This window comes from Alteromonas sp. KC3 (assembly GCF_016756315.1).
Lineage (GTDB): Bacteria > Pseudomonadota > Gammaproteobacteria > Enterobacterales > Alteromonadaceae > Alteromonas.
The window spans coordinates 4,451,741-4,476,224 of sequence record NZ_AP024235.1; the positions used below are offsets into that span (position 1 = coordinate 4,451,741).

The 24,484-nt window shown below is 43.7% G+C and carries 16 protein-coding genes and 1 pseudogene; 10 read left to right on the plus strand and 7 right to left on the minus strand.

Annotated features, from left to right (window positions below; all coding sequences use genetic code 11):
• Nucleotides 1–34: 34 nt before the first annotated feature.
• Nucleotides 35–2,488 carry a glycerol-3-phosphate 1-O-acyltransferase PlsB gene (plsB, locus tag JN178_RS19650; RefSeq protein WP_202262955.1) on the plus strand — a complete coding sequence of 818 codons (2,454 nt, stop codon included), beginning with the start codon at nt 35–37 and terminating at the stop codon, nt 2,486–2,488.
• Between the two features lie 184 nt (nt 2,489–2,672).
• On the opposite strand, the gene ilvA is transcribed toward plsB, so the two are convergent.
• Together ilvA and ilvD are read right to left on the minus strand one after the other, a co-directional pair.
• Nucleotides 2,673–4,220 carry a threonine ammonia-lyase, biosynthetic gene (gene ilvA / locus JN178_RS19655; protein ID WP_202266147.1) on the minus strand — a complete coding sequence of 516 codons (1,548 nt, stop codon included), beginning with the start codon at nt 4,218–4,220 and terminating at the stop codon, nt 2,673–2,675.
• Complete coding sequence (gene ilvD, locus JN178_RS19660) at nt 4,220–6,070, minus strand: dihydroxy-acid dehydratase (protein ID WP_159625476.1); 1,851 nt, start codon at nt 6,068–6,070, stop codon at nt 4,220–4,222. Before ilvD ends, ilvA begins: the two co-directional genes overlap by 1 nt.
• Before the next feature lie 577 nt (nt 6,071–6,647).
• Here ilvD and JN178_RS19665 point away from each other — a divergent pair.
• Together JN178_RS19665 and JN178_RS19670 are read left to right on the plus strand one after the other, a co-directional pair.
• Nucleotides 6,648–7,265: a trimeric intracellular cation channel family protein gene (locus tag JN178_RS19665; protein WP_202262956.1), complete on the plus strand. Its 618-nt coding sequence runs from the start codon at nt 6,648–6,650 to the stop codon at nt 7,263–7,265.
• A gap of 111 nt (nt 7,266–7,376) precedes the next feature.
• On the plus strand, nt 7,377–8,891 hold the full coding sequence (locus JN178_RS19670; RefSeq protein WP_202262957.1) for a YifB family Mg chelatase-like AAA ATPase: 1,515 nt from the start codon (nt 7,377–7,379) through the stop codon (nt 8,889–8,891).
• Here the strand turns inward: JN178_RS19670 and ilvY are convergent.
• Complete coding sequence (gene ilvY, locus JN178_RS19675) at nt 8,888–9,754, minus strand: HTH-type transcriptional activator IlvY (protein WP_159625470.1); 867 nt, start codon at nt 9,752–9,754, stop codon at nt 8,888–8,890. The two genes, JN178_RS19670 and ilvY, sit on opposite strands and share 4 nt — an antisense overlap.
• 156 nt (nt 9,755–9,910) lie before the next feature.
• Between ilvY and ilvC the strand changes: the two genes are divergently transcribed.
• The 7 genes from ilvC (at nt 9,911) to JN178_RS19705 (ending at nt 19,525) form a co-directional block, all read left to right on the plus strand.
• Nucleotides 9,911–11,389 carry a ketol-acid reductoisomerase gene (gene ilvC, locus JN178_RS19680; RefSeq protein WP_202262958.1) on the plus strand — a complete coding sequence of 493 codons (1,479 nt, stop codon included), beginning with the start codon at nt 9,911–9,913 and terminating at the stop codon, nt 11,387–11,389.
• A 212-nt stretch (nt 11,390–11,601) separates the two neighbouring features.
• Nucleotides 11,602–12,099 carry an RHS repeat domain-containing protein gene (locus JN178_RS19685; protein ID WP_202262959.1) on the plus strand — a complete coding sequence of 166 codons (498 nt, stop codon included), beginning with the start codon at nt 11,602–11,604 and terminating at the stop codon, nt 12,097–12,099.
• Between the two features lie 30 nt (nt 12,100–12,129).
• Nucleotides 12,130–16,215, plus strand: a complete 4,086-nt coding sequence (locus JN178_RS19690) for an RHS repeat-associated core domain-containing protein (RefSeq protein WP_202262960.1) — start codon at nt 12,130–12,132, stop codon at nt 16,213–16,215.
• A 3-nt stretch (nt 16,216–16,218) separates the two neighbouring features.
• On the plus strand, nt 16,219–16,500 hold the full coding sequence (locus JN178_RS19695; protein ID WP_202262961.1) for a hypothetical protein: 282 nt from the start codon (nt 16,219–16,221) through the stop codon (nt 16,498–16,500).
• A 94-nt stretch (nt 16,501–16,594) separates the two neighbouring features.
• The gene (locus JN178_RS19700; protein WP_202262962.1) at nt 16,595–17,587 is read left to right on the plus strand and encodes an ABC-three component system protein; all 993 of its coding nucleotides are present in this window, start codon (nt 16,595–16,597) and stop codon (nt 17,585–17,587) included.
• Nucleotides 17,580–17,813: an ABC-three component system middle component 6 gene (locus JN178_RS20350; protein ID WP_442859686.1), complete on the plus strand. Its 234-nt coding sequence runs from the start codon at nt 17,580–17,582 to the stop codon at nt 17,811–17,813. The genes JN178_RS19700 and JN178_RS20350 overlap by 8 nt, the downstream gene beginning before the upstream one ends.
• The gene (locus JN178_RS19705) at nt 17,804–19,525 is read left to right on the plus strand and encodes a DUF2326 domain-containing protein (protein WP_202262963.1); all 1,722 of its coding nucleotides are present in this window, start codon (nt 17,804–17,806) and stop codon (nt 19,523–19,525) included. Before JN178_RS20350 ends, JN178_RS19705 begins: the two co-directional genes overlap by 10 nt.
• 48 nt (nt 19,526–19,573) lie before the next feature.
• Here JN178_RS19705 and JN178_RS19710 read toward each other — a convergent pair whose 3' ends face one another.
• From JN178_RS19710 to JN178_RS19720, 4 genes and pseudogenes are all read right to left on the minus strand, one after another.
• Complete coding sequence (locus JN178_RS19710) at nt 19,574–19,891, minus strand: hypothetical protein (protein WP_202262964.1); 318 nt, start codon at nt 19,889–19,891, stop codon at nt 19,574–19,576.
• A 202-nt stretch (nt 19,892–20,093) separates the two neighbouring features.
• Nucleotides 20,094–20,202, minus strand: a pseudogene (locus tag JN178_RS20180) (transposase); the annotation flags it as partial.
• A 577-nt stretch (nt 20,203–20,779) separates the two neighbouring features.
• Nucleotides 20,780–22,027: a multidrug effflux MFS transporter gene (locus JN178_RS19715; protein WP_202262965.1), complete on the minus strand. Its 1,248-nt coding sequence runs from the start codon at nt 22,025–22,027 to the stop codon at nt 20,780–20,782.
• A gap of 140 nt (nt 22,028–22,167) precedes the next feature.
• Nucleotides 22,168–24,174, minus strand: a complete 2,007-nt coding sequence (locus JN178_RS19720) for an alpha/beta hydrolase family protein (RefSeq protein ID WP_202262966.1) — start codon at nt 24,172–24,174, stop codon at nt 22,168–22,170.
• Nucleotides 24,175–24,484 lie beyond the last annotated feature (310 nt).

Below are 24,484 nucleotides of genomic sequence, written 5' to 3' on the forward strand. Positions count from 1 at the left end.
TTCCCCGTTTTTATTTCATAGGATTACATACTTCATGTCGTGGATGCGAAAAGCCCTTTTGTCGGTGTTTCATTATCCTGTTAAGTTACTGGTTAAAGCGCATAGTATTCCAGTAAACGTTGAAACCGAATTAGGAATAGATAAGAACAAGCCAATTGTCTATCTACTTCCCACTAACTCAGTGACCGACCAGTTGGCACTTAGAATGTCGACTGAAGCACTGGGTTTGCCAAGCCCAACAGAGACGTTGGCACTTGCAGGGCGAGAGTATTCGTCCACATTATTTTTACGTAAAACTCAGCCTATCTTTCGCTCTTCAGCAAAAGAAACTGACATTGAAGAAGTCTTCACTGAATTATTCCACCTGCACCGCGATCATGAAAACCTAGATTTGCAGGTGGTGCCAGTATTTGTAACTTGGGGAAGAGCGCCAGGCAAAGGCAACCCAGGGCTTAGCGACTTAATTGCCGATAGAGCAGCACCTAGTTGGTTACGTAAATTATTTATCGTACTGTTTTTGGGTCGCGACAATTTTATTAACTATTCAAAAGCCGTATCGGCTCGCGCGATGTCAAACCAGCATGGTAGCGATCAGAGCATTGCCCATAAACTGGTTCGCGTAGCAAGTACTCACTTCCAGCGAAAGCGTCAAAGTATGACAGGCCCAACATTACTTGAACGCCAAGAACTCAATAATAGTGTATTGGGCTCTGATGCGGTGCGACGCGCCATTGCCGAAGAGTCTCGCAGCAAGAAAGTTACCCACGAGAAAGCCAAAGAGACTGCGCAATCTTACATAACCGAAATTGCCGCAGACTATCGGGAAGGTTTAATAAGGTTTGGCGATCGCCTACTTACACGTATTTGGAATAAGATCTACAACGGAATAAGCGTAGGTCATGCCGATAGGATTCGTGAACTCGCCGCCAATGGCCACGAAATTATTTATGTTCCGTGCCACCGCAGTCATATGGACTACTTATTGCTGACCTACGTGATTTATCACGAAGGCATGGTTACTCCTCATATTGCCGCTGGCATAAACCTCAACTTTTGGCCTGTTGGCAAAATGTTTAGGCGTGGTGGCGCGTTTTTCTTGCGTCGCAGTTTTGCTGGTAACAAGCTTTATACGGCCGTATTTAGAGAATACCTTGAGTTGTTATTTAACAAAGGCTACTCAGTGAAATATTACCCAGAGGGTGGTAGAAGCCGCACCGGAAGACTTATTCCTCCGAAAACGGGTATGTTGGCCATGACAATTCAGGCAATGCTAAAAGGCGTTAATCGCCCTGTAAGTATCGTGCCTGTGTACATTGGTTATGAAAACGTAATGGAAGTAAAAAGCTACCTCAACGAGTTGAAGGGCTCTAAGAAGAAAAAAGAGTCTAACTTGCAGGTATTCTCTGCCATTAAGAAGCTGAAAAACTATGGTCATGGCTATGTGAATTTTGGCGAGCCTATTCAGCTTAACCAGTTTTTAGAAAATCATGTGCCTAACTGGCGTGATTGTCGTGACGCTGAGCCAGAGAAGAAACCGGCATGGTTAACACCCGCCGTAAATGAGCTGGCGAACAATGTTATGACACGTATCAACCGCGCCGCCGCGTTAAACGGAATGGCGTTAACATCGCTTTGTTTGTTGTCATCAAAGACACAAACCATGAGTGAAACTGAGCTAAAACAAGCGCTAGGCGACTTTATTGAATTATTCAAAGCAGTGCCATTTAGCGACGACGCCACTATTCCTGACTCTACAGCAGACGAGTTGCTGCGCGATACATTAAAATTAGGCAAATTCGACGTAAAAGAAGACGACTATGGTCGCCTGATAAGCCCGCAGCCTAAGTCTGCGGTTTACTTGACTTACTATCGCAATAACATTTTACATCTCTTTGCGTTACCCGGACTGATTATGGCATCGGTGTTCGCGAAAAAAGGAACCAGCCGCAATGCTATTTTACAGCTGATCGCGGCGCTGTATCCATTGTTACAAAAAGAGTTGTTCTTACATTTATCGCAAGACGAAGCGTTAGCGCATACCGATGCACTGATTACTGCGCTGTTAGACAACGGATTACTTCGTCAAAAAGGTGAAGATTTGCTGCCACCTGATGCGCATTGTAAGCAATTCCATTCAGCATGGCTGTTAAGCCGTTGTATGCAAGAAACGTTGCAGCGCTATGCGGTAGTACTCACCATCTTAGACAAAGAGAAAGTGATCAGCCGCAGCGCCCTTGAGCGTGAAAGTAAGAAAGTGGCAGAGCGCTTATCGACACTGTACGGACTGAGTTCGCCTGAGTTCTACGACAAAAACGTCCTATCAAGTTTTATCAGTGCGCTTAAAGACAACCACTGGTTAGACTCTGAAAAGGACGGCAGCTTGAAGTATTCAGAGGAATGTGAAGCGTTGCGAGAAGATGTCATGGCACTAATCTGGCCAGAGATGATGCAGCACCTCGAAAATGTAGCCTTAAGCACAGACAACTAAGCACGCAATAAACCTTGCTCTAACAATAAAGCCCAAACCGCCTTGGAAAAACCTTGCGCGTTTGGGCTTTTTTATTGCTGCTTTACATCGCTCCACAGTAAGCCAGTGCTTAACATGAAGCGATGCAAAGCAAAACGCTGCACCTCGAAAAGCCTTGCCAACATAACAAGGCCAGTCAGACTAACTAGTGTGGCTGGGACAAGAAGAAGCGGTAAGCCGGATTGTCGGTCACTTCTTCTACTTTGTAGCCAAGCTCTGCGACATGTTGATTAAAGTCATCACGGCTATCTGGCGCAATATCAAAGCCAGCCAAGACTAAACCTTCCGCGGCGCCGTGATTACGGTAATGAAATAGCGTGATATTCCACTGTTCACCTAAAGTATTTAAGAAATTAAGCAGTGCACCTGGACGCTCAGGAAATTCAAAACTAAATACCTGTTCGTTCAAGATCGAAGGTGGTCGGCCGCCGACCATATGACGCACATGCAACTTAGCCAGTTCATTGTCTGTAAGGTTGACAACGTCATACCCTTTACTTTCAAGATCGCTTTGTAGTGCAAGGTATTCTTGCTGACCACCTTTTAGCTTCACACCTACAAAAATATGCGCTTCGCTTTCACTGGCGTAGCGATAATTAAACTCGGTAATTGCCTTTGCACCCACACATTCACAAAACTGCTTAAACGCGCCTTTCGTTTCAGGGATTTTTACTGCAAACACAGCTTCTTTTTGCTCACCTAGCTCACAGCGTTCAGAGACATAGCGAAGGGTGTGAAAGTTAATGTTCGCACCACACAAAATGCCACCGAGTTTCTTACCGTGCAGATCATGTTGTTTGGCATATTTGCGAATAGCTGCGACCGACAATGCGCCAGCAGGCTCGGCAATAACGCGGGTATCATCAAAGATATCTTTGATCGCACCACAAATTTCATCGTTCGTCACCGTAATGGTGTCGTCGATAAAGCGGTTACACAATCTAAAGGTCTCTTGTCCCATAATTTTTACCGCTACACCGTCGGCAAAAATACCCACGCTTTCAAGCGCGGTGGGCTCACCGTTTTCACGCGCTTTGATAAAGCATGCAGACTCTTCAGACTCAACTGCAATAATTTTAATGCTGGGCTTAAGCTGCTTTAGATATACGGCAATACCTGCGGCAAGACCACCGCCACCAACCGCGATAAACAGAATATCAAGGTTAGGGTTTTGCTCGAGTAGCTCGCGGGCGACTGTTCCTTGTCCGGCAATAACGTCTGGATCGTCAAATGGCGGTACAAAGGTATAGCCATGAGTGTCGCACAGCGTTTTAGCATGACTGCTTGCTTGGTCAAAGCTGGTACCGTGAAGGACAACATTGACGTTATCTCCACCGAAGCGACGTACTGCATCCACTTTGATATCAGGTGTGGTTTCAGGCATGACGATAGTGGCCTGAATACCCTTCATTTTCGCGCTATAAGCGAGCCCTTGTGCATGGTTTCCCGCCGACGCACCAATTACGCCCGCCTTAAGCTGTTCATCGCTTAAGGCGCAAATGCGATTATAGGCACCGCGTAGTTTAAAGCTCTTTACTGGCTGCTGATCTTCTCGCTTTAAGAATATCTCGTTATCAAGCTCTGCCGATAGCAGCGACATGTATGATAACTCACTGGCTACCGCCACATCGTACACGGGGGCCAGTAAGATTTTTTTTAGATAATCGTGATCGCTAACGTGCTCACTTGCCATCATAAGTTTTCCAGTTTGCTTACATCGCGCACAGCACCTTTATCAGCACTTGTTGCGAGTGCCGCAAACGTTTTAAGTGATGTAGACACTTCACGCACACGATTTTTAGGTCGCCAAGGTTTATCGCTGGCCTCCATTTTAGCGCGGCGTTCGGCTAGCGCTTCATCGCTAATGACAATATTGATACTGCGATTAGGAATATCGATTTCAATTTTGTCGCCATCTTCTACTAAACCAATACCACCACCACTGGCGGCTTCTGGTGAGCAGTGACCGATAGATAGACCCGATGTACCACCACTGAAGCGACCATCTGTAACAAGTGCACACGACTTACCCAAGCCTTTTGATTTAAGGTAAGACGTAGGATATAGCATTTCCTGCATACCCGGCCCGCCACGCGGTCCCTCATAGCGAATAAACACCACATCACCTGCTTTTACTTCGTTACCCAAGATTCCCGCCACTGCATCATCTTGGCTTTCATAAATACGCGCCGTACCGGTGAATTTTAGAATTGACTCATCAACACCCGCCGTTTTAACAATACAACCGTCTTCAGCAAGGTTACCGTACAACACGGCAAGACCACCTTCTTGGCTATACGCATGCTCTACGGTGCGGATACAACCGTTTTCGCGATCGTCGTCAGCGTCATCCCAACGGCAATCTTGGCTGAACGCCTTTGTAGTACGAATGCCAGCAGGACCTGCTCGATAAAAGGTAATCGCATCTTTATTCTCTGGATTGGTAATGTCCCATTCACTGATAACATCAGTGAGTGGTTTACCTAGCACGTGATTGACGTCGGTGTTCAATAGGTTAGCTTTGTTAAGTTCGTTCAAGATACCTAAAACACCACCAGCACGGTGTACATCTTCCATGTGGTATTTCGGCGTAGATGGCGCCACTTTACACAGGTGTGGCACTTTGCGTGAAAGTCGATCGATATCATCCATCGTGAAAGGTACTTCGCCTTCCATTGCCGCGGCCAGTAAGTGCAAGATGGTGTTGGTCGAGCCGCCCATGGCAATATCTAGGCTCATTGCATTTTCAAACGCTTTAAAGTTCGCAATATTGCGCGGCAATACACTTTCATCGTCGTCGCCATAGTAGCGTTTACACAACTCAACAATTTGCTCACCCGCTTTCTTAAATAGCCCTTCACGGTCAGCATGTGTTGCCAGCATCGAGCCATTACCTGGTAGCGACAAACCAAGTGCTTCAGTTAAACAGTTCATTGAATTGGCGGTAAACATACCCGAGCAACTACCACAGGTAGGACAGGCAGAGCGCTCAATTTCATCGCTGTCTGCATCGCTTACCTTGTCATCTGCCGCAGCAACCATGGCATCCACAAGATCGAGCTTGATAAGTTGATCGGAAAGCTTAGTTTTTCCAGCTTCCATAGGGCCACCGGAGACAAAAATAACAGGTACATTCAAACGCATAGACGCCATCAACATACCTGGGGTAATTTTGTCACAATTAGAGATACATACAATAGCGTCTGCGCAATGGGCATTGACCATGTACTCTACCGCATCAGCGATAATTTCCCGAGAAGGCAGGCTATACAACATGCCGCTATGACCCATTGCAATGCCATCGTCCACCGCAATGGTATTGAATTCTTTCGCTACACCACCAGCAGCTTCAACGCTTCGCGCAACAAGCTGACCAAGATCTTTAAGGTGTACGTGCCCAGGTACAAACTGCGTAAATGAGTTCGCAATAGCAATAATAGGCTTTCCGAAATCAGAGTCTTTCATTCCAGTGGCTCGCCACAACGCGCGAGCCCCCGCCATATTTCTACCTTGCGTGGTAGTTGCAGAACGTAACTTGGGCATAAATCCTTCCCGTTAAATTAGGGCCTATTGGCCGCTTTGTGAAACTTAAAAATCGCTTACAAACCGGGCATAACCCGTTTTGGTTGCATACACCAAAGCATAGTATGTTTATGCTTGTTTTATTATACGGCCACGACGACCTGCATCCACTTCGATATTGTTTACATTACGTACCTGTGTTGCTACAGCAGTAACATAAAGAAAAACGAAAAAATCGTGTTAACCATTTCCGAAGGCGGTAATCATGTAACAAACCCTCTTCAATCGTCTAGAATGTAGGACAACAAGCATCAGCCACCAATAGGTAGCACCTTGTTTTTAGTGATATATTTGACTAACAATGCGCAAATCCATTGGCATTGTAAAAATGAAATGTTGTTCGTATGAGGCTATGGCTTAACCTCTAACTTCATCACATAGTGGCTGCTACGTAATGACATTGGGCAAACAAATAGCATGAAACACTGCGCGTGATCAAGTATTTTGCCCACAACAGCCACGGTTAAGTTAACAATAATATGGTCAGTAACGGGCCTATTTCGGCACTTTTTCTACACAGCAAACAAAGGTTGTAAACATGTTTGATTGGTTTCACTGGTTAAACCTAGCCGGTGTTGCGGTATGTGCAATATCGGGCACCCTAATGGCATACCAAAAGCGGATGGATGGTTTTGGTGTTGTGGTACTTGCTAGCGCAACTGCCATTGGTGGCGGCACATTGCGCGATGTTATGTTAGATGTACCCGTATTTTGGATAGCCGATACCGACTATTTGTACACCACCTTAATAGCCGCGTTTATTCCTATTATATGGCTGCGTGTCAGCCCGCGTTTTCCCTATCACTACTTACTTATTGCCGATGCGTTTGGGCTTGCCTTATTTAATGTAGTGGGCATCGAAAAAGCCTTGGCCAACGATACAGGTATGGCTGTGGCGGTCGCGATGGGTACTATCACAGGCGTATTCGGTGGTTTACTGCGCGATGTAATTTGTCGTGAAGTGCCATTAGTGCTCAACGGAGAACTTTACGCCATGACATGTATAGCGGGCGGTGTAGTGTATGGCGTAGGTATGCAGCTAGACTTTGCAACCCAATGGTGTGGTATTGCAGCACTGATCACCACCGTGTTGTTTCGTTTAGGTGCTATGCGCTGGCATTGGCAACTGCCTGTCTTTTACAACGATCACCATTAAGACTGAAGAACTCGCCTGTTGTACAGTAAAATTAGTGAGTCATTTTCTCTATAGTGCTTGTTTTGCATTGTATCAAGCGAGCAGCGCTACCTAGAGAGGACGAACTTAGTTATGGGCATGGCGGTGGTAAAAACGTTTGCAGGGCAGGGAGTATCTGCGCCAGAAGTACGTGTAGAAATTCACCTTGCTAATGGCTTGCCGGCCTTTCAGTTGGTAGGTATGGCTGAAACCAGCGTGAAAGAAGCGAGAGAGCGGGTACGCAGCGCCCTCATTAATAGCGGCTTCGACTTCCCTGCTAAGCGTATTACTGTAAACCTTGCGCCTGCAGATATCCCCAAATTCGGTGGACGCTTCGACCTACCCATTGCTATGGGCATTTTAGCCGCATCAGGTTATATCTCTGACACAGCATTACTCAACCTAGCGTTTGTTGGCGAGCTTGGGCTTAACGGCGAGATAAAGCCTGTAAATGGGCTAATTCCTGTTGTAATGGCCGCGGCGAACGAAGATATACCCCTTATTTACCCGGGCGATAACGACATTGAAGCGGCATTAGTATCGCACGCCACGCGTTATCCTGCCTTTGACCTACTGTCAGTTTACGAGCACTTAGCGGGAAATAAAACGTTAGCAAAAGGGCAACCCTTTAGTCTGAACCATAAGCCCCAACCGTCAACGGGGTGGGACGACATTATTGGGCAAGCCCAAGCCAAACGAGCTCTTATGATCGCCGCCACAGGGTCGCATAATTTACTAATGGTGGGGCCGCCCGGTACAGGAAAAAGCCTTTTAGCCAGCAGAATGCTATCCCTTCTGCCCGACATGACAGAAGAAGAGGCCCTTGAAGTTGCGGCTATTCATTCGGTGAAAGGCGAACGGCTCAACGCCGAGCAATTCTTACAACGGCATTTGCGATCTCCCCATCATACAAGCTCGGCGGTGGCCCTTACCGGAGGAGGTTCACATCCTGTACCGGGTGAGATATCACTGGCACACAATGGTATTTTGTTTTTGGATGAGTTTCCTGAATTTGGTCGTAAGGCGTTAGATGTGCTGCGCGAACCATTAGAAACAGGCGATGTACACTTATCTCGCGCATCAGGCAGTGCCACTTACCCTGCAAATTTTCAGCTTGTGGCAGCCATGAATCCAAGCCCAACAGGCGATATTGACGACAACAGACTTACTCCGCAGCAGCAATTAAATTACTTAAACCGCTTATCAGGGCCATTGCTTGATAGAATCGATATTCAAGTAGAAGTGCCTCGGTTGCCTGATTACGACTTACCTGCACCCAGCAATAAACCTGATGACACTTTGTTTCAAACAAAACAATTCGTTGCCGCCGCTCGTCAAAAACAGCTTATGCGCCAAGGCAAGCCCAATGGGGCGCTAAACGCAGGTGAACTTGCTGACATTTGCAAGCTAACGTCTGCCGACTTACAGTTTTTGCAGGCCGCGGCTAAACAGTTAAATTTATCGATGCGCGTGTTTCATCGCACATTGAAGGTGGCCCGCACCATCGCCGATTTACAAGACGAAAGTGCAGTAAGTCGTGCACACATTGCTGAAGCCCTAGGCTATAGAGCGCTAGACAACTTAATAAAGCAACTAAGTTCCAATTAGCGCTGTGCGTTGAGCTCCATAAATGCGTTGATAAGAGGCTCGTTTTGTTTATCCTGCAAGCAGCATAAACCCAATGCATACGGCTCGATGTCATCAACCTGAATTTGCGTGACGGCATTGGCCATACTCGAATGATCAAGCACTACTTTAGGTACAAATCCCACGCCACATTCAAGCGCCACCATGCTCACAATGGCTTCGTTACCGCCCACGTAGGCATACACATTCGGTCGAATACCGTGTTCAGCAAACCAATGATAGGCGGTTCGCCGCGTAGGGCCCGTTTCTGGCATGATCACCTGATGCTTGGTCCAGTCCAGTTGACTTAGTTGTGTTAGCCGCCATTCCCGCGGCGCAATCAGTACCAAAGGCACATTATCAAGAGCAGTGAAATGCAAGTCGGTGGGCATATCAGGCGTGTAAATGGCAATTGAAAGGTCGCACTGTTTGCCTTTCACCTTTTCAATAGCAAGGGCAGGGTCACCCGTGATAAGACGAATATCAACGCCCGGATGTTGCTGTCTGAATTGTCTGAGCATAGCCGGCAAATGGCTTTGACTGGCGGTAACCGAGCAAAATACGCTGAGCTCGCCTTGCAGCGCGTCATTGTCTTCTTTCAAATCTACTTTGAGTTGTTGCCAGTCTTTTAACGCCTGTTTTGAAAATGCCAACAGCTTATGTCCACTATGGGTTAGCGCCACCTTACGGTTATCCCGTTTAAACAACGTACAACCTAGCTCGTCTTCTAAGCGTTGAATAACGCGGCTTAGGGTTGAGGGAGACACATACATGGCCTCTGCAGTAATACCAAAATGTAAGCTAGTAGCAAGGTGATTAAAGAGCTGAAGGCTTCTGAAATCCATAATGTTTCACTTTTTGCAATGTTATCTTGCAAATATATCATTTTCCAAAATAAAAGAAATCTTTTAGTCTCAATACCAAGTCGTCATAGACGAGGTCTATCAACGCCAAGGTTGGCGTGTGATATCGACAAAAATGAATGTTGTTCGGAAATTTTTATGGCTAATTATTTCAACACCCTGTCACTTCGCCAGCAGTTAGATCAGCTAGGCCGCTGCCGTTTCATGGCACGCGAAGAATTTGCTGACGGTTGTCAGTTTCTAAAAGGCAAGAAAATTGTCATTGTAGGCTGCGGCGCGCAGGGCCTTAACCAAGGCTTGAATATGCGTGACTCAGGGTTGGATGTTTCTTATGCGCTGCGCCAAGCAGCCATTGATGAGCAACGCGACTCTTACAAACGCGCTACCAGCAATGGTTTCACTGTTGGTACTTATCAGGAGCTTATTCCTGATGCAGATTTAGTATACAACCTAACCCCAGATAAGCAGCACGCAAGTGTGGTTGAGGCAGTAATGCCACTTATGAAAGAAGGGGCAACGCTGAGTTACTCACATGGCTTCAACATTGTTGAAGAGGGCCAACAGATTCGTAGCGACATTACTGTTGTTATGTGTGCACCCAAAAGTCCAGGCTCAGAAGTACGTGAAGAATATAAGCGTGGCTTTGGTGTTCCTACACTAATTGCTGTGCACCCAGAGAACGACCCTGAAGGTAAAGGCTGGGACACTGCCAAAGCACTAGCAAGTGCAACAGGTGGCGACCGTGCAGGTGTACTTGAGTCATCGTTTGTGGCTGAAGTGAAATCTGACCTTATGGGTGAGCAAACCATTTTGTGCGGTATGCAACAAGTAGCGGCAGTGCTTGCGTTTGAGAAAATGGTTGATGACGGCATTGACCCCGGTTACGCAGGTGCACTTATTCAGTATGGTTTAGAAGCTATTACTGAAGCACTTAAGATTGGCGGCGTGACCAACATGATGGACCGTCTGTCTAACCCTGCAAAAGTGAAAGCATTTGAGCTTTCTGAACAATTGACTGATTTACTTCGTCCGCTATTTGAAAAGCACCAAGACGACATCATCAGCGGTGAGTTCTCTCGCACAATGATGGAAGACTGGGCAAACGGCGATGCTAACCTACTTAAATGGCGTGCAGAAACTGGTGAAACCGCGTTTGAAAATGCACCCGCTTTTGAAGGTGAAATCAGCGAACAAGAATTCTTTGACCACGGCATCTTGTTAGTTGCCATGATCAAATGTGGTGTTGAAGTTGCGTTCGACGTAATGGTAGAAGCCGGTATTCTTCCAGAGTCTGCGTACTATGAATCACTACATGAAACACCACTAATTTCAAACACCATTGCGCGTAAGCGTTTGTATGAAATGAACGTGGTAATTTCTGACACTGCGGAATATGGAAACTACTTATTTGCCAATGCGGCAATTCCAATTTTGCGTGAGAAATTTATGCCTGCGATTGACACAAGTGTGATTGGTAAGGGTTTGAATGTTACTTCTAATCAAGTAGAGAACAAACGCCTTGTTGAAATTAACGAAGCCATTCGTTCACACGGTGTGGAATCGGTAGGTAAAACCTTACGTGGCTACATGACTGACATGAAAGCCATTATAGGTTAAGACAGTTTCTGTCGTTAGGTGCTTAACTAAGCCCTCTTGCCCGACCATTTTGGTCGGGCTTTTTTATGCGCGACGTAAAGTATATTAGTTGTCCATTGACGTCTTACTTTGGCCTTTTCGACGCGGCGTGAACTTGTGGGCCGAGGCGCTTGACAACTGCGCCGATGCTCACGTAATCTTTGCCGCTTTATTGAACTAACAAGGATTGTTTAATGTGTGATGTTTCGCATTTTCGCCCAATCTCCCCTCTTATTATCGCCGTATTAACTGTTGCTACATTTAGCTTTACACCTCTTTTTGCAGCTGCCCAAGATTATGAGACCAATTATAAATACGATAGTCGAGGTAGGTTGATAGACGCCACCGACCAATCACAAAAATCAAACAAATACGCCTATGATAATGCAGGCAACAGAGTTGCAACTGCCGATGAAACTGAATCATTAGTACCTCGCCCGAATATCACATCTTTTACCGGACCTTCAAGTGTAAATACAGGCACTAGAGTAACCTTAAGCTGGATATCTACTAGCACAACTCATTGCAAAATAGACGGTGATGTTAGCTATACCAACCTACCATCTATTGGTAACGTGTCGTTTGTGGTGAATAGCAATATTGGCTTGCTTCTAACTTGTAGTTACGGGAGCGAAAAAGATACTGCCAGCAAACTAATCCGTGTTATTAGCTCAAGCGGCCCATTATTCTAATTACGTGCAACTCACAGACTGTTATTCATTATGCTAAATTTTAAATCCATTTCGAATGGCTTCGTCACACTGACTGTTGCCGCATTGATTTTATTACTCACTTCATTTAATGCACTGGCTAGCCTATCTGGCAACGTAGTACATACTGAATTTACACAACTAAAGCCGGAACACCTTGCGCCTGATGTAAATGGCGTTGACCTGATAACAGGGAAGTACTACGCCGACTACCCAACATTAAGTATTCCAGCAGCTCCCAATCTGTCTTTTAAATCAGTACAGCAGTTTACAGGGATGCTAAACGTTACTTTATATAGAAATACTTCTAATACTACGCAGTTTATAGAGCGTACCGAAAAAATTTCATTAACTTATGGAAGAAGTGTTTCAGAATCGTTCACTTGTGTTACTCATGAGTGTTCGCCTTCAACGCCTACTGGCTCAAGATTGTTGAGCAACCTCAATGGTAAAGTATTCGTTTACAAGCAAGGAAGTACAGGCATCCACGTTGTTTACAATCTGGAGTCGTCATTGTTCACTAACAACGACTTAACCAAGCCTGAGCACACTGTTGGCAACTACTACATCAGTACAATTACATTCCCGAACGGCGAACGTTTAGATTTTGATTATGACACCTATACATATTCATATCCGTCAGCTGTTGGTCAAAAAATTAAATACTATCGTCCAACAACTGTAACATCATCGACGGGTTACAAACTTGATATTACGTATAGAACAAACAACATTACCAACGGCTGGGGCGATGTATCTACTGCTACCATAACAAAAGTTGGAAGTAGTGTAGCACTCGCTAAACATACCTACAGCAGTGGCAGCGTAACCGACTTAAATGGCAGAACTTGGCAAACATCAGGTTTTGGTAATGGTCTTGGCTATTCAGATTACGCGGCGAATTACACACTAAAACAGCCCTCTTCCTCTATTAACCAGCTACACATTACGTCTGCCAATCAAAACCACGGGCCAACCACCCATCAATTTTTTGTAACCAGTGTAAAAAGAGCTGGGCAAACCTTCAATTACGATTACTTAGCTGCTGGAAGTGGCCTATCGGCTAGCACTCAGGTAAAGCAAGTTACAATTACGGGTCCAGAAGGGTATTTTCGCGACGTAGAGATAGGCGATTATGGCTCCTATGGCAGACGAATCACATCTGACACCGATGCACTAGGAAACACTACACAATATACGTGGGACAAAGGGTTAGTTAAAACCATCACCTTTCCGGAAGGTAACCGCATTGCTTATCAGTACGACGGGCTAGGTAATATCACTAAAGTTACAACCTCCGTTAAACCAGGCCAATCAGGGTCAAATATAATAGAGCAGGCACACTACCCAGTAAATTGTGCTGACCTTGTTTGTTTTAGACCTGATTGGACAAAAGATGCTGAGGGTAAAACAACAACTTATACCTTCGCCAGTCACGGCGGAATGCTAACAAAAACAGAGCCTGTTGGCCAAAGCGGGCAGTCACGCATTACCACACAAGAGTGGGACACCAACAACGCTGGTATAACTCTTCTTCGCTCTGTATCTGTATGCGGTAGTCAAGAGTGCGGCACTGAGAAAGAGCAAATTACCCAATACGAGTATTGGAACGATACTGCATTACCGAAAACAATCACGCGAACCAATGGCAAATTTTCAGCATCTGAAGTAACAACTTACACCTACTATGAGGATGGCCGAGTTAAAACGGCTGATGGCCCGTTAAGTGGAAGCAGCGATAAAACGCACTATCGCTATGACGCATCGGGCCGTTTAACGTGGGAAATTGGCCCTAAAAACAGTAACAACCGCTACGTAACGAAGCGTACTACATATCGCAGTCAAGATAATCAGGCAAATGTTGTTGAAACTGGTACGTTAACCAGTACCACTTCGACTTCGCTGAGTGTGAAATCTAAAGTGGTAAATGGCTTTAACAGCTATGGTTTACTAACGTCGAGAAAGAACTATTTAGGGAGCAGTATTGAAGGCTACCTGCAATTTAGTTACGACGGTTTAAACAGGCAAGAGTGCGCTGTTACACGCATGAATAAGAGCCGCTTTAACTACAGTATGCCGTCTGCATGCCAACTTGGCCAAGAGGGTGACGAAGGACCAGACCGTATTGTAGTTACCACCTACAATACAAATTCTAATGTAAGTACTATAACAGAAGGCGTTGGCACTTCTTCCGAAGGGCTGGAAGTGGCGTTTACTTATACCGATAATGGCCAACTGGCTTCTCGCAAAGACGGTAACGACAACACTACTGTGTACCAATACGACGGATTCGACCGTCTATATCGAACGACCTTTCCAGACAACACCTACGAACAGCATACCTACTACGCAGATGGTATGAAGCACAAGTGGCGCAAACGCGATGGCAACACATTTACCTATTACTACGATGCGTTAAATAATCCATCGTCTACATCGGTACCTAACGAAACGAATATCACATATCACTATGATGGTTTAGGCAGACAAAAGAAAGTAGAACGCGGTAGTGCCTACATTGAAACTACCTACAACAGCCTTGGAAGGGTAAAAACAAGGAAGAAAAATGGTCGTACGTTAAGCTATGATTACTATCCTGGCGGGCAGCGTAAACGGCTTACCTACCCAGACGGATTTTATATTACCTACAACTATAATAGCTCTGGTGCGCTTAACTCCATTAAAGAACGTGGTACAACTACACTTTTCTTTTTTGGATACGATGACCTAGATAACCCTGACGCCATTACGCGTTCCAATGGCAAAAATACGGCTATTGAAATTGATGCTATTGGTAGGTTGAAGCATTACGATCATACCGGTATCAACAATAGTAGCTTTAGCTATAACCCTGCAGGGCAGCTGATTACTCGAATGGTAACGTCTTCTGCGTTTCATACCACACTTCCGCGTTTGGGTAGGCAAGACTATGTAACTAACAACCTCAACCAATACGATTACGTTGATGGTAAAGCACTGAATTACGATAACAACGGTAACCTTAAAAGTTTTGACGGTTGGAGCTATACTTTCGATGCGTTCAACCGCCTCAAGCGCGCTTCTAAAAGCAGCCAAGTGGTCGAGTTAGACTACGATGCTGAAGGTATGCTAAACAGTGTTACAAGCGGTGGCAGTAAAACGACCTTTTTATACGATGGCGATGCGCTTGTAGCGGAATATAATAACAGTGGTACTTTACTGCGTAGATATATTCACGGTTTAGGTGTAGACCAACCCTTATTGTGGTACGAAGGCAGTGGTACTTCAGACAAACGCTACCTACATGCTGATGAACGTGGTTCTATTATGGCCACCACGCGCCAGTCAGGTTCAATAATTAGAACTTATAAGTACGGCCCTTTTGGTGAGTTACAAGACAACTATTCCGATAGATTTAGGTACACAGGTCAAATTCGCCTGCCAAATACTGACTTGTATTACTACAAAGCACGGATTTATCATCCAAAGCTGGGAAGGTTCTTGCAAACTGACCCAGTGGGTTATGAAGACCAAATGAATCTATATGCCTATGTGGGGAATGATCCTGTAAATTTAGTAGATCCAACAGGCAAAGTTGCTGAGTCGATCTGGGATGCGGCTAGCCTCAGCGTAGGGTTAGTTTCTTTAGGAAAAAATTTAGCAGCAGGAAACTGGTCTGCTGCTGGCATGGATGCGATTGGAGTAATTGCAGATGGAGCTGCTTTAGCGATTCCATTTGTTCCGGGCGGTGCTAGTATGGCGATCAGCGGCTCAAGAGCAGGAGCAAACGCTCTTTCTGATAGTGCTATAGTATGCCGAGGGGGGAGTTGTACCGCTGATAGATTTGCAAACGGCTCAGGGGTAACAACCGATGCAGCAGGAAATCTTGATGGAGTATCCGTTAATAGTGCAAACGGTGCTTCATTAGGAGAGCTTACTCAAGGTGTTCCTCATAACAGTGTTGGCGTTACAACAGTTGGAGATGTAAGGGCAGCAGGAGGTGATGTAATTGCGTCACCTACTAAAAACAACCCAAATCATGCTACCTTGTCAGGTGTTACAGCAGAGCAGGCTGAAAAGCTGATGACACCGACAGTGAAAAATCCAAATAAGAAGTGATTTATGGCAGATAACTACAAAATGTTAACTAATGATGAATTAGATGAAATCGAGAGTAGAGTTTCTAAAGCTAGCAATGGCCCATGGATTTCATATGTTGAAGGGAGAGATCACACTAGTGGTTCCGATTTCATAATGACAGGTATCGACTCATCGAGAGGTGAGGATATTGAGCTAACAGGTGCAACAATTCACGATCAAGACTTTATAGCCAATGCTAGGCAAGACGTCCCTCGTCTTTTAGAAGAAGTTCGATATTTGAGAAAGCAGTTAGGTATGACATAGAACTTATTCATTAATGTTCTTGAATCCAAAGCCTCGCTAGTCGGGGCTTTATTATATAGTATGGCATTGAGGGAAAATTCATAAGGAATTGTTGATGGATGTTCAACAAAAATTAGAGGCGCGTAAAGCCTTTAAATTACGTATTCATGAATCGCATGGAAATGCATTCGAAGATTTGTTTTGCGATGTGATGCGGGCATCAAATCAGGACTTTAAAAAAGTAAAACCTCAAGGACGCATTGGCGACAGAAAGAATGATGGCTTTATTCCAACTGAGGGAAAATATTATCAAGTTTATTCTCCTCAATCTCCATCAGGTAATCCTACTGCTGCGACTTCAAAGATAGAAGAAGATTTAGACGGACTAATTTCATATTGGGGCAACGAGCATAATTATGAAATTAAGCAGTTCTATTTTGTATTTAATGATAAGTACCACGGGGCATACCCAGAAATATACACTACCCTAAACAGCGTTAAGAAAAAGTATAATCTTGAAGTATGTGATGTGTTTCTTTCTTCTGAGCTTGAAGATATATTCATAGGACTATCAGAAGATAATATTGCTTCAATATGCGGTTACTATCCAAAACCAGAAGATATTGGCTTTATTGATAACTCAATAATTGCCGAGATTGTTGGTTATGTATCTCAAAACTACAGTGGCTTTTCAGACTCAACCACCACCGAGCCTCCTGACTTTTACAACAAAATACATTTCAATAATTTAGGTAAAAATACTGCTAGGCACCTGAATATTGGCGCATATCAAGTAGGGTTTGTTGAGGATTATTTTAAATCGAATAGTCAATTTTCTCGCCAACAATCTAGAGACTCTTTGAATACAATGTATTTAAAGTACTTAGATATAAATAATTCAGAAGTTTCAGTTTTAACAGGGTTATCTCAGTCTGATATTGTTTTTAAAAGTATGGTTGATGAAATTCTGCCAGCCAATTTAAATAACATGCAAAGGCGTGACTATGAGAGAAATGTTATTGCAGTGCTGTCATACTTTTTTGAGGCGTGTGATATTTTTGAAGAGCCGCCTGAAGACTACGATCCGCAGGTAAGCGAATATGTTTAGCCCAAAGAAACATATACGATTGTCAGAATCCATTTTAGGCTTGGGAGCAAATGTCCTTAGCTTACTATCTCGCCCATTAAGCCCTGAACAGATTTATGACAGGTTGAAGAGCCTCAACCTGTTAATTAGCCACGATTTTGAACATATTATCTTAGCATTGGATTTTTTATATGCATGTGGAGCAATAGAGTTAAACGAACAAGGAAAAATAGTTAAATGCAGTTAATTTCACTAGAGGCTAACAAATCATCCTTCAATACCGTATTTTTTAATCCAGATGGTTTAACTTTAATTATTGGGAAAAGCACATCAACTGATAAAAGCAATACATACAACGGTGTGGGTAAATCATTGTTGCTGCAAATTGTTAATTTTTGTCTTGGTGCCAATAAGGTCCCTGCATTTGAAAAGCACTTGCCAGATTGGGAATTTACACTGAGTTTTAAAATTGACGGTAGACCATACACTGCGAATCGTTCTACAAAAAAGCAAAATAAGATTTATTTGAACGATAAAGAGTTCGGGCAAGCGGCATTCAACGCTGAAATGGAAAAAATGCTTGTAGATATCCCTGAAAATTCTCCATATCTGACTTTTAGAACTGTCCTTTCTCGTTTTTATAGAATTGGTCGAGCTAGTTATGTTTCTAGCTTATCAACAGCAAAGGAGCAGGCTTTTTCATCTTTGGTTAATAATGCCTTCTTGCTTGAACTAGACCTTGATTATGTGTACCAAAAACGCACTACACGTAAGCGTTATCAAGAATTAGAGAACTTCGAGAAGTCATTCAAAAAAGACCCTGTTATTAAAGAATACTATACAGGTGATTTAGACGTTGAATTTGAGATTTCGCGTCTAACTCAGGACGTAAGGAAGTTAGAATCTGATATTAAAAACTACAACGTGGCAGAAAACTACGCTGCTATTCAATCTGAAGCCGATGAAATGGCTGAAAAGCTGTCACAGATGAAAAACAGGCTTTATTACTTAAGTACCTGTATTAAAAATATTAAACAAAGTATGAGTTTATATGAGGATATGGACTTAAATAAGGTCATTGACCTATACGGAGAAATAACTGATCTTTTTAAAGAAGGCACGCTTAGAACTCTCGAAAATGTCACAGATTTTCATCGAAGCATCCATTCAAAAAGAAGTGAGCGCTTAGCTAAAGAACTTAAGAAATTGACTGCTACGCACTTGGAAGAAGAAAAGAGCAAAAACAATTTGCAAAAAGCTTTTGATGAAAAAATGAAGTTGTTAGCAAACAGTCGTGCATTAGACTTTTTTGCCGCAATAAATGCTCAATTAACAGAGTTAAAGAGCAAACTGTCAAAACTTCAAGATTACAAAAATATCTCTACTCATTCCAAAAAAGAAATGGCAGAGGCCCTTAAAGACCTATCTAGTCAAGAAGTTATGGCTATTGAATATCTAGAAGCATATAAAGAGCAGAAACACCCTGTTTATTTAGGCTTTAGCGATTTAGCTAACGAGTTTTATCCTGAGGTTCCTGCTGGCATATCAATTCAAAATAATGAAGGTAACAATCAAGAGCGATTCAAAATAAGCGTAAAGATTCAGAATGATGCTTCAGATGGAATTAATGAAGTTAAAATTTTTTGCTTTGACTTAAACAACTTAATTAATTCTTCGGTTCATCATTTTCAAAGCCTTTTTCATGATAGCCGTATGTTTAGTGACATAGATCCAAGACAAAGAGCCATATTGTTGCAACGCGCCCACACAATAACTAAGGCAAAAGGCAAACAATATATCGCTACAATAAATGAAGATCAGTTAACTTCGTTGAAAGATGTACTTAGCGAAGAAGAATATGAAGAAATCTTTGGCACGGTAAGACTTGAACTAAAAGATGATTCCCCAGAATCAAAGTTGCTTGGTGTTCAAATAGATATGCAATACGAAAAAGACTAGCTTGCTCTCAATTCAAAGCCAGCGGAAGCTGGTTTTGTTTTTTGGGGTTCAATGAAAATAGTCGTTTGGTGCCAAATTCAATTGGGTGATTTGCTCAGGCGAAAATCCGTGCCGAAGAAGTTCAAAATCTTTCATCTGCACTTCTGCTTTTTTGCCTTCGCCAATAACTTGATAAAGGCTACCGCTAGCGGTTTTGATTAATTGATTGTTAGGTGAAATTTTCACTATTGATGATGTGCTAATGTAAGAGTTTGTTGCGAATCGGTACGTCATGTCATCGACACATATACCCCATAAAATTTTCCCGATCATTTCTTCACCATCAAAAATAGAAACGATGCGCCAGTCTTTAACAATTGTATTCATGATCAAAGTTCCGTAAAGATTTTAAGATGATCATAGATAAGTAGCTTTTAAAAAGATAACCAAAGCATGGATCTAATATCGACTTTATCACCCAGAAATTAGCGTTAGCGAAAGACTGCTGCTATGGTCATGCTGATCGTGTTTCGGCTTAGTAATTTTTGTTGTTCCAAACGGTGGTATTTGGTGTGCCATTCGGATGAGAATTTACAATGATCTACGCCACACCTAAAAGAACGACAGACACAACGAAAATCACAATGATAATAGGGAGTATCAAGCAAACTCACTTGACTCATACGTGATTGAGGCATCACACACCATCCTTGGCATGAGTTAAATAACTAACCTTAAGCGTAATTTGTTTTTGTTATTTTCAAAAATTAGGTTGGGTGCCCATGTATTCCCCGCTCAACGCAAAAAGGTAACCTTTCGGGCATAGAGAGTGACTGTCTCGATGTTCCTAATGCACTTCAAGTATCTCAACTGCTTCAATTTCATTATATAAATCGTTACTACCTCCCGCGCTTGTATATACTGTTTGATGAACAGGACTATACTAGACACTGCCGACACACAGGGGGCTTTTATGGGCAGGGAACTCTCAAAAATGCAAGATAGGAAACGGACAAAGTTTACGCCAAACATGGACAACTTTAAGATTAGCCTGAGCTACGAAGGTCTCTCACTTAAAAAGGAGAATGAAGAAAAAGATATTACCGAGTTGAAAAGAAAGTATTCCAGAAATCCTTAGACTGTGATGATGGCGCAATTATCAAACAGCGTACACTCTCATAGTAAATTTTCTGACAGCAGTGTATTAATTTTTTCTGGCGTTAAATCTAGTGTTCGAGTCTCAGTGCCGACTGCTACAAATTAAGTCACCACCGCTTACTCCCCGCACTCACGTACGCGCTCAGCGTAACGCACAGACACATAAGCAAGCGCAAAGAACACTAAAAAGCCCAGCCCAATTGGCATTAAGCTACCTGTTAGAAAACTATCGACAAACAGTGCAATTGGCACTGAAAAAAGGCTAGAGAAAGAGCCGATAATGGCTGCGCCTAAACCTGCCATTTCACCAAGTGGCTGCATGGCCATGGCGTTTAAATTGCCAAACAGAATACCTACAAAGAAAAAGCCAACAAACATTACGGCAACGGTCAGTGCGATAGGAGGAAGTCCGTCGTAAGCATAAAGCAATGCAACATACACCACAGCGAATATGTTGACGCCTTTAAGGGCAAAACGACATAGTTTACGCATACCAAAACGCATCACCATTGTGCCATTAAAGTACGATGCCAAACCAATTGAAAACGCTAAAGTTGCAAAGATATAGGGGAACCACTCACCCATATCGTAATACACGGTAAAGATGGTTTGCGAGGCACTTAAGTACGCAAGAAACGCCCCGAAAATACAGCCCATTGCGAAGGTATAACCCATGACTGATGGGTGAGTAAGAATAAACTTAGACGATGCGAAAAACGCCTCCCATGAAAAGGCTTTGCGCTTTGCACGGGGCAGTGTTTCGCCTTGACGCGAGAAAAACCATAAACCCGACATAGTAGCGACCACTAAAAAGAGCGTAAAAATATGGAACCATGAGAACAAGTCCATTACCGTTTGCCCAATAATAGGCGCAAGCATTGGCACCAAAATAAAAACCATCATAATAAATGACATGACGCGGGCCATGGCGTCGCCCACATAAAGGTCGCGGATTATGGCCATCGAGGCAATGCGCGGCCCAGACACGCCAAATGCTTGAACAATGCGCCCCACCAGCATTGTTTCAAGATTAGTCGCCATCATGCATACAAACGTACCTAGTGCAAAAATGCATAGTCCCACCAAAATAGTCAGTCTGCGCCCGCGGCTGTCGCTAAACGGTCCAAAGAACATTTGGCCAAACGCCATACCTACAAAAAACACCGTAACGATAAGGTGAGTTTCACTTGGATTTGACACATTAAGCGCATCACCAATTTGTATAAGCGCAGGCAGCATGGCGTCAATACTCAACGCCACAAGAGATGTCATTGTTGCCATCAAGGCAACAAATTCGAACAAACCCAACGCGGGCTTTGTAACAACTGCCGTATCCTCAGATACGCTTTGTGATGTCTGCGGCATAAAATCTCGAAGTAGAAAAATGTGAGGGAATAAAAAAGCGCGTTAAGACGCGCTTTCAATGTAGATAGTATAACCTATCCATGGTCAAAAAGCCGCCAACAATCGCTATATCTGTCGCGAAATCTAGCAGCTTTAACGGTTTACTCGCTCTGCGAAACCGATTGAGTTTCCATATTCGCTGCTGGATTTTGATGTAAATACATGTCTAAAAACGCATCCATTTCCTCAAAAAAGCGATGGCGATTGCGCTGAATCGAAAGTGAGTGATCACCACTTTCTAGTTCAACATACTTAAACGTCTTGTCGTAATCCTCAAGCTCTTCAGCCATATATTGGCTTTGAAGTGGACGTACTACCCGATCTTCATCGCCATGAACCAGCAAAATTGGCGTCTTGATACCCTTAGCATTGTAGTACGGAGAACGCGCTTCTAGGTCGTCGAAGTCATCACCAATTTGGTTTTTAACAAATTCGTTATTAAGAAACTTTCGCGAGTGAATAACGATATGCTTCAATGAGCTCACACCAGCAAAGCTGACTGCACAGTTAAATAATTCAGGCGTTTTAACCGTTGCCATCAAAGCGGCATAACCACCATAGCTGGCGCCGACGATACACATATTGCCGTGCTCAGCATACCCTTGTTCAACCATCCAATTTGCCGCATCAGTAATATCGTCTTGCATAGCAAGACCCCAACCTTTCATCTGGCTTTGAGAAAAGCTATACCCGTATCCTTTTGAGCCTCTGAAATTCGGGCGTAAAACCGCATAGCCTTTGTGGGTAAAATAGGCAGTCCAATAGTCAAATCCGCTGAAATCTCGCGCACCCGGTCCGCCATGAGGATGAATTATTGTAGGGAAAGGGCCTTCGCCTTTGGGCAAAGTTAAATACGCTTCAATTTCAACGCCATCTCTTGCTTTGTACTTAATAAGTTCATGATCAGATAGTGCAGCCGCATCAATTTGTGGGTACTGTTGGAAAACAAAATCAAGCGACCCTTTTTCGCGATTTCCCAAAAAAAATAAGCCCGGTTGAACATCAGACTCAGAATAAACAAGGTATACCTGCTCATCTCGACTAAAACTCACTAGGGTATTTTCGAAATTAGGTAGCCCCTTATTGATGCCTTTTTGCAGTCCTTTGAAACGGTCATCCCAATAACGACGGCCATTGTGCCACACCCCAACTACATCGTTAGTAACCGATGAGTAAATTAGGCTGCCACTTACATCATAACCCTCATCTGAAAAGACCTCAGTATGTTCATTTGTTGTCAGGTTAAGCTTGAATATGGCTTGATAATCACCTTTATACCCTCGGTAATAAAGAATATTGGGGTCCTTTGCAAATCCAAGTGGGTATTCCCCCTTTTCACGCATCGCGTTGTATGAAAACAGTGTGCGCCAATCATCACCCTCTTTTAGATAGACATTGCGTTCGCCTGAATCGAAGTCGAGCGAAACACCGACGCGAACGTTATGTTGCCTGTCAGTGAGCCAATCTCTTATTTTTTTCTTTCCTTTTTCGATGCGGCTTGTTGTACCCGTATTCACGTTAACTTTGTACACGGTAGGAAGGCCCAATGCTTCGGCATCTAGCTGAAGTAAGATGTGATCAGGGTCATCATCAAGCCAGTCGATTACATCATCATGGAACTGAGGAATATGTGTCGGGTTACCTGATTTTTGTCTTAGTCTGTCCCAACGAATAAGGTTAAACGGCCCTCTTCCACCACCGTCAAAGCGCATGCTCAACAGTCGAGTATCATGTACCTTGGTTGTACCTCTGCGCGTTTCATAACGAGCACTCACAAGTAGCCGCTCGTCATTCACCCATTTGTACCAACGAATTTTTACTTTTTCATTGTCAGAGCGCAGTAGGTAGTGCTTTTTTCCTTCAACCAAGTCATAGGTCGATAAAATAGCAAGGTCTTCAGGAGTAGATACATTTTGTACAAAGGCGAGCTTTGTACCACTTGGTGATAGGGCGGGTGCCCCATAGGCCGGTAAAGCACTAAAAGCTTCAAACGTTCGCAAGCCATTACTATCGGCTTTTGCGGTATCACCTGCCCAAGCAGAACGTGTTAGCAAAACCAAGAGAGAGATAATAACCCAGTGGTGGGTTGGCAGTTTCAACGTAGGCATAACAATCCTTGTTTATAGTGTTATAAACACTGTTTATTATTTTTCTTAAGGAACTAAGAGCACGCTCTAACCTCATAATTAAGCGAGTATACTAACGCAAAGGACAAAGTCCAAAATAGTTGCCATTAATGAGGTATTAGTGATCGTGACCGCGTAAATTTGATCTCTCGTCGAAGTTTGCAGATACAAATCGTTGCTGTGTTATTATTGTGTTCGTTCAGAACATGGATTTTTATCTGTTTCACAATGTGTACCGCCATCTTGCGTTACCATAAGGATTTTGCTTTTTCATGCCAGTTAACCGCCGTGG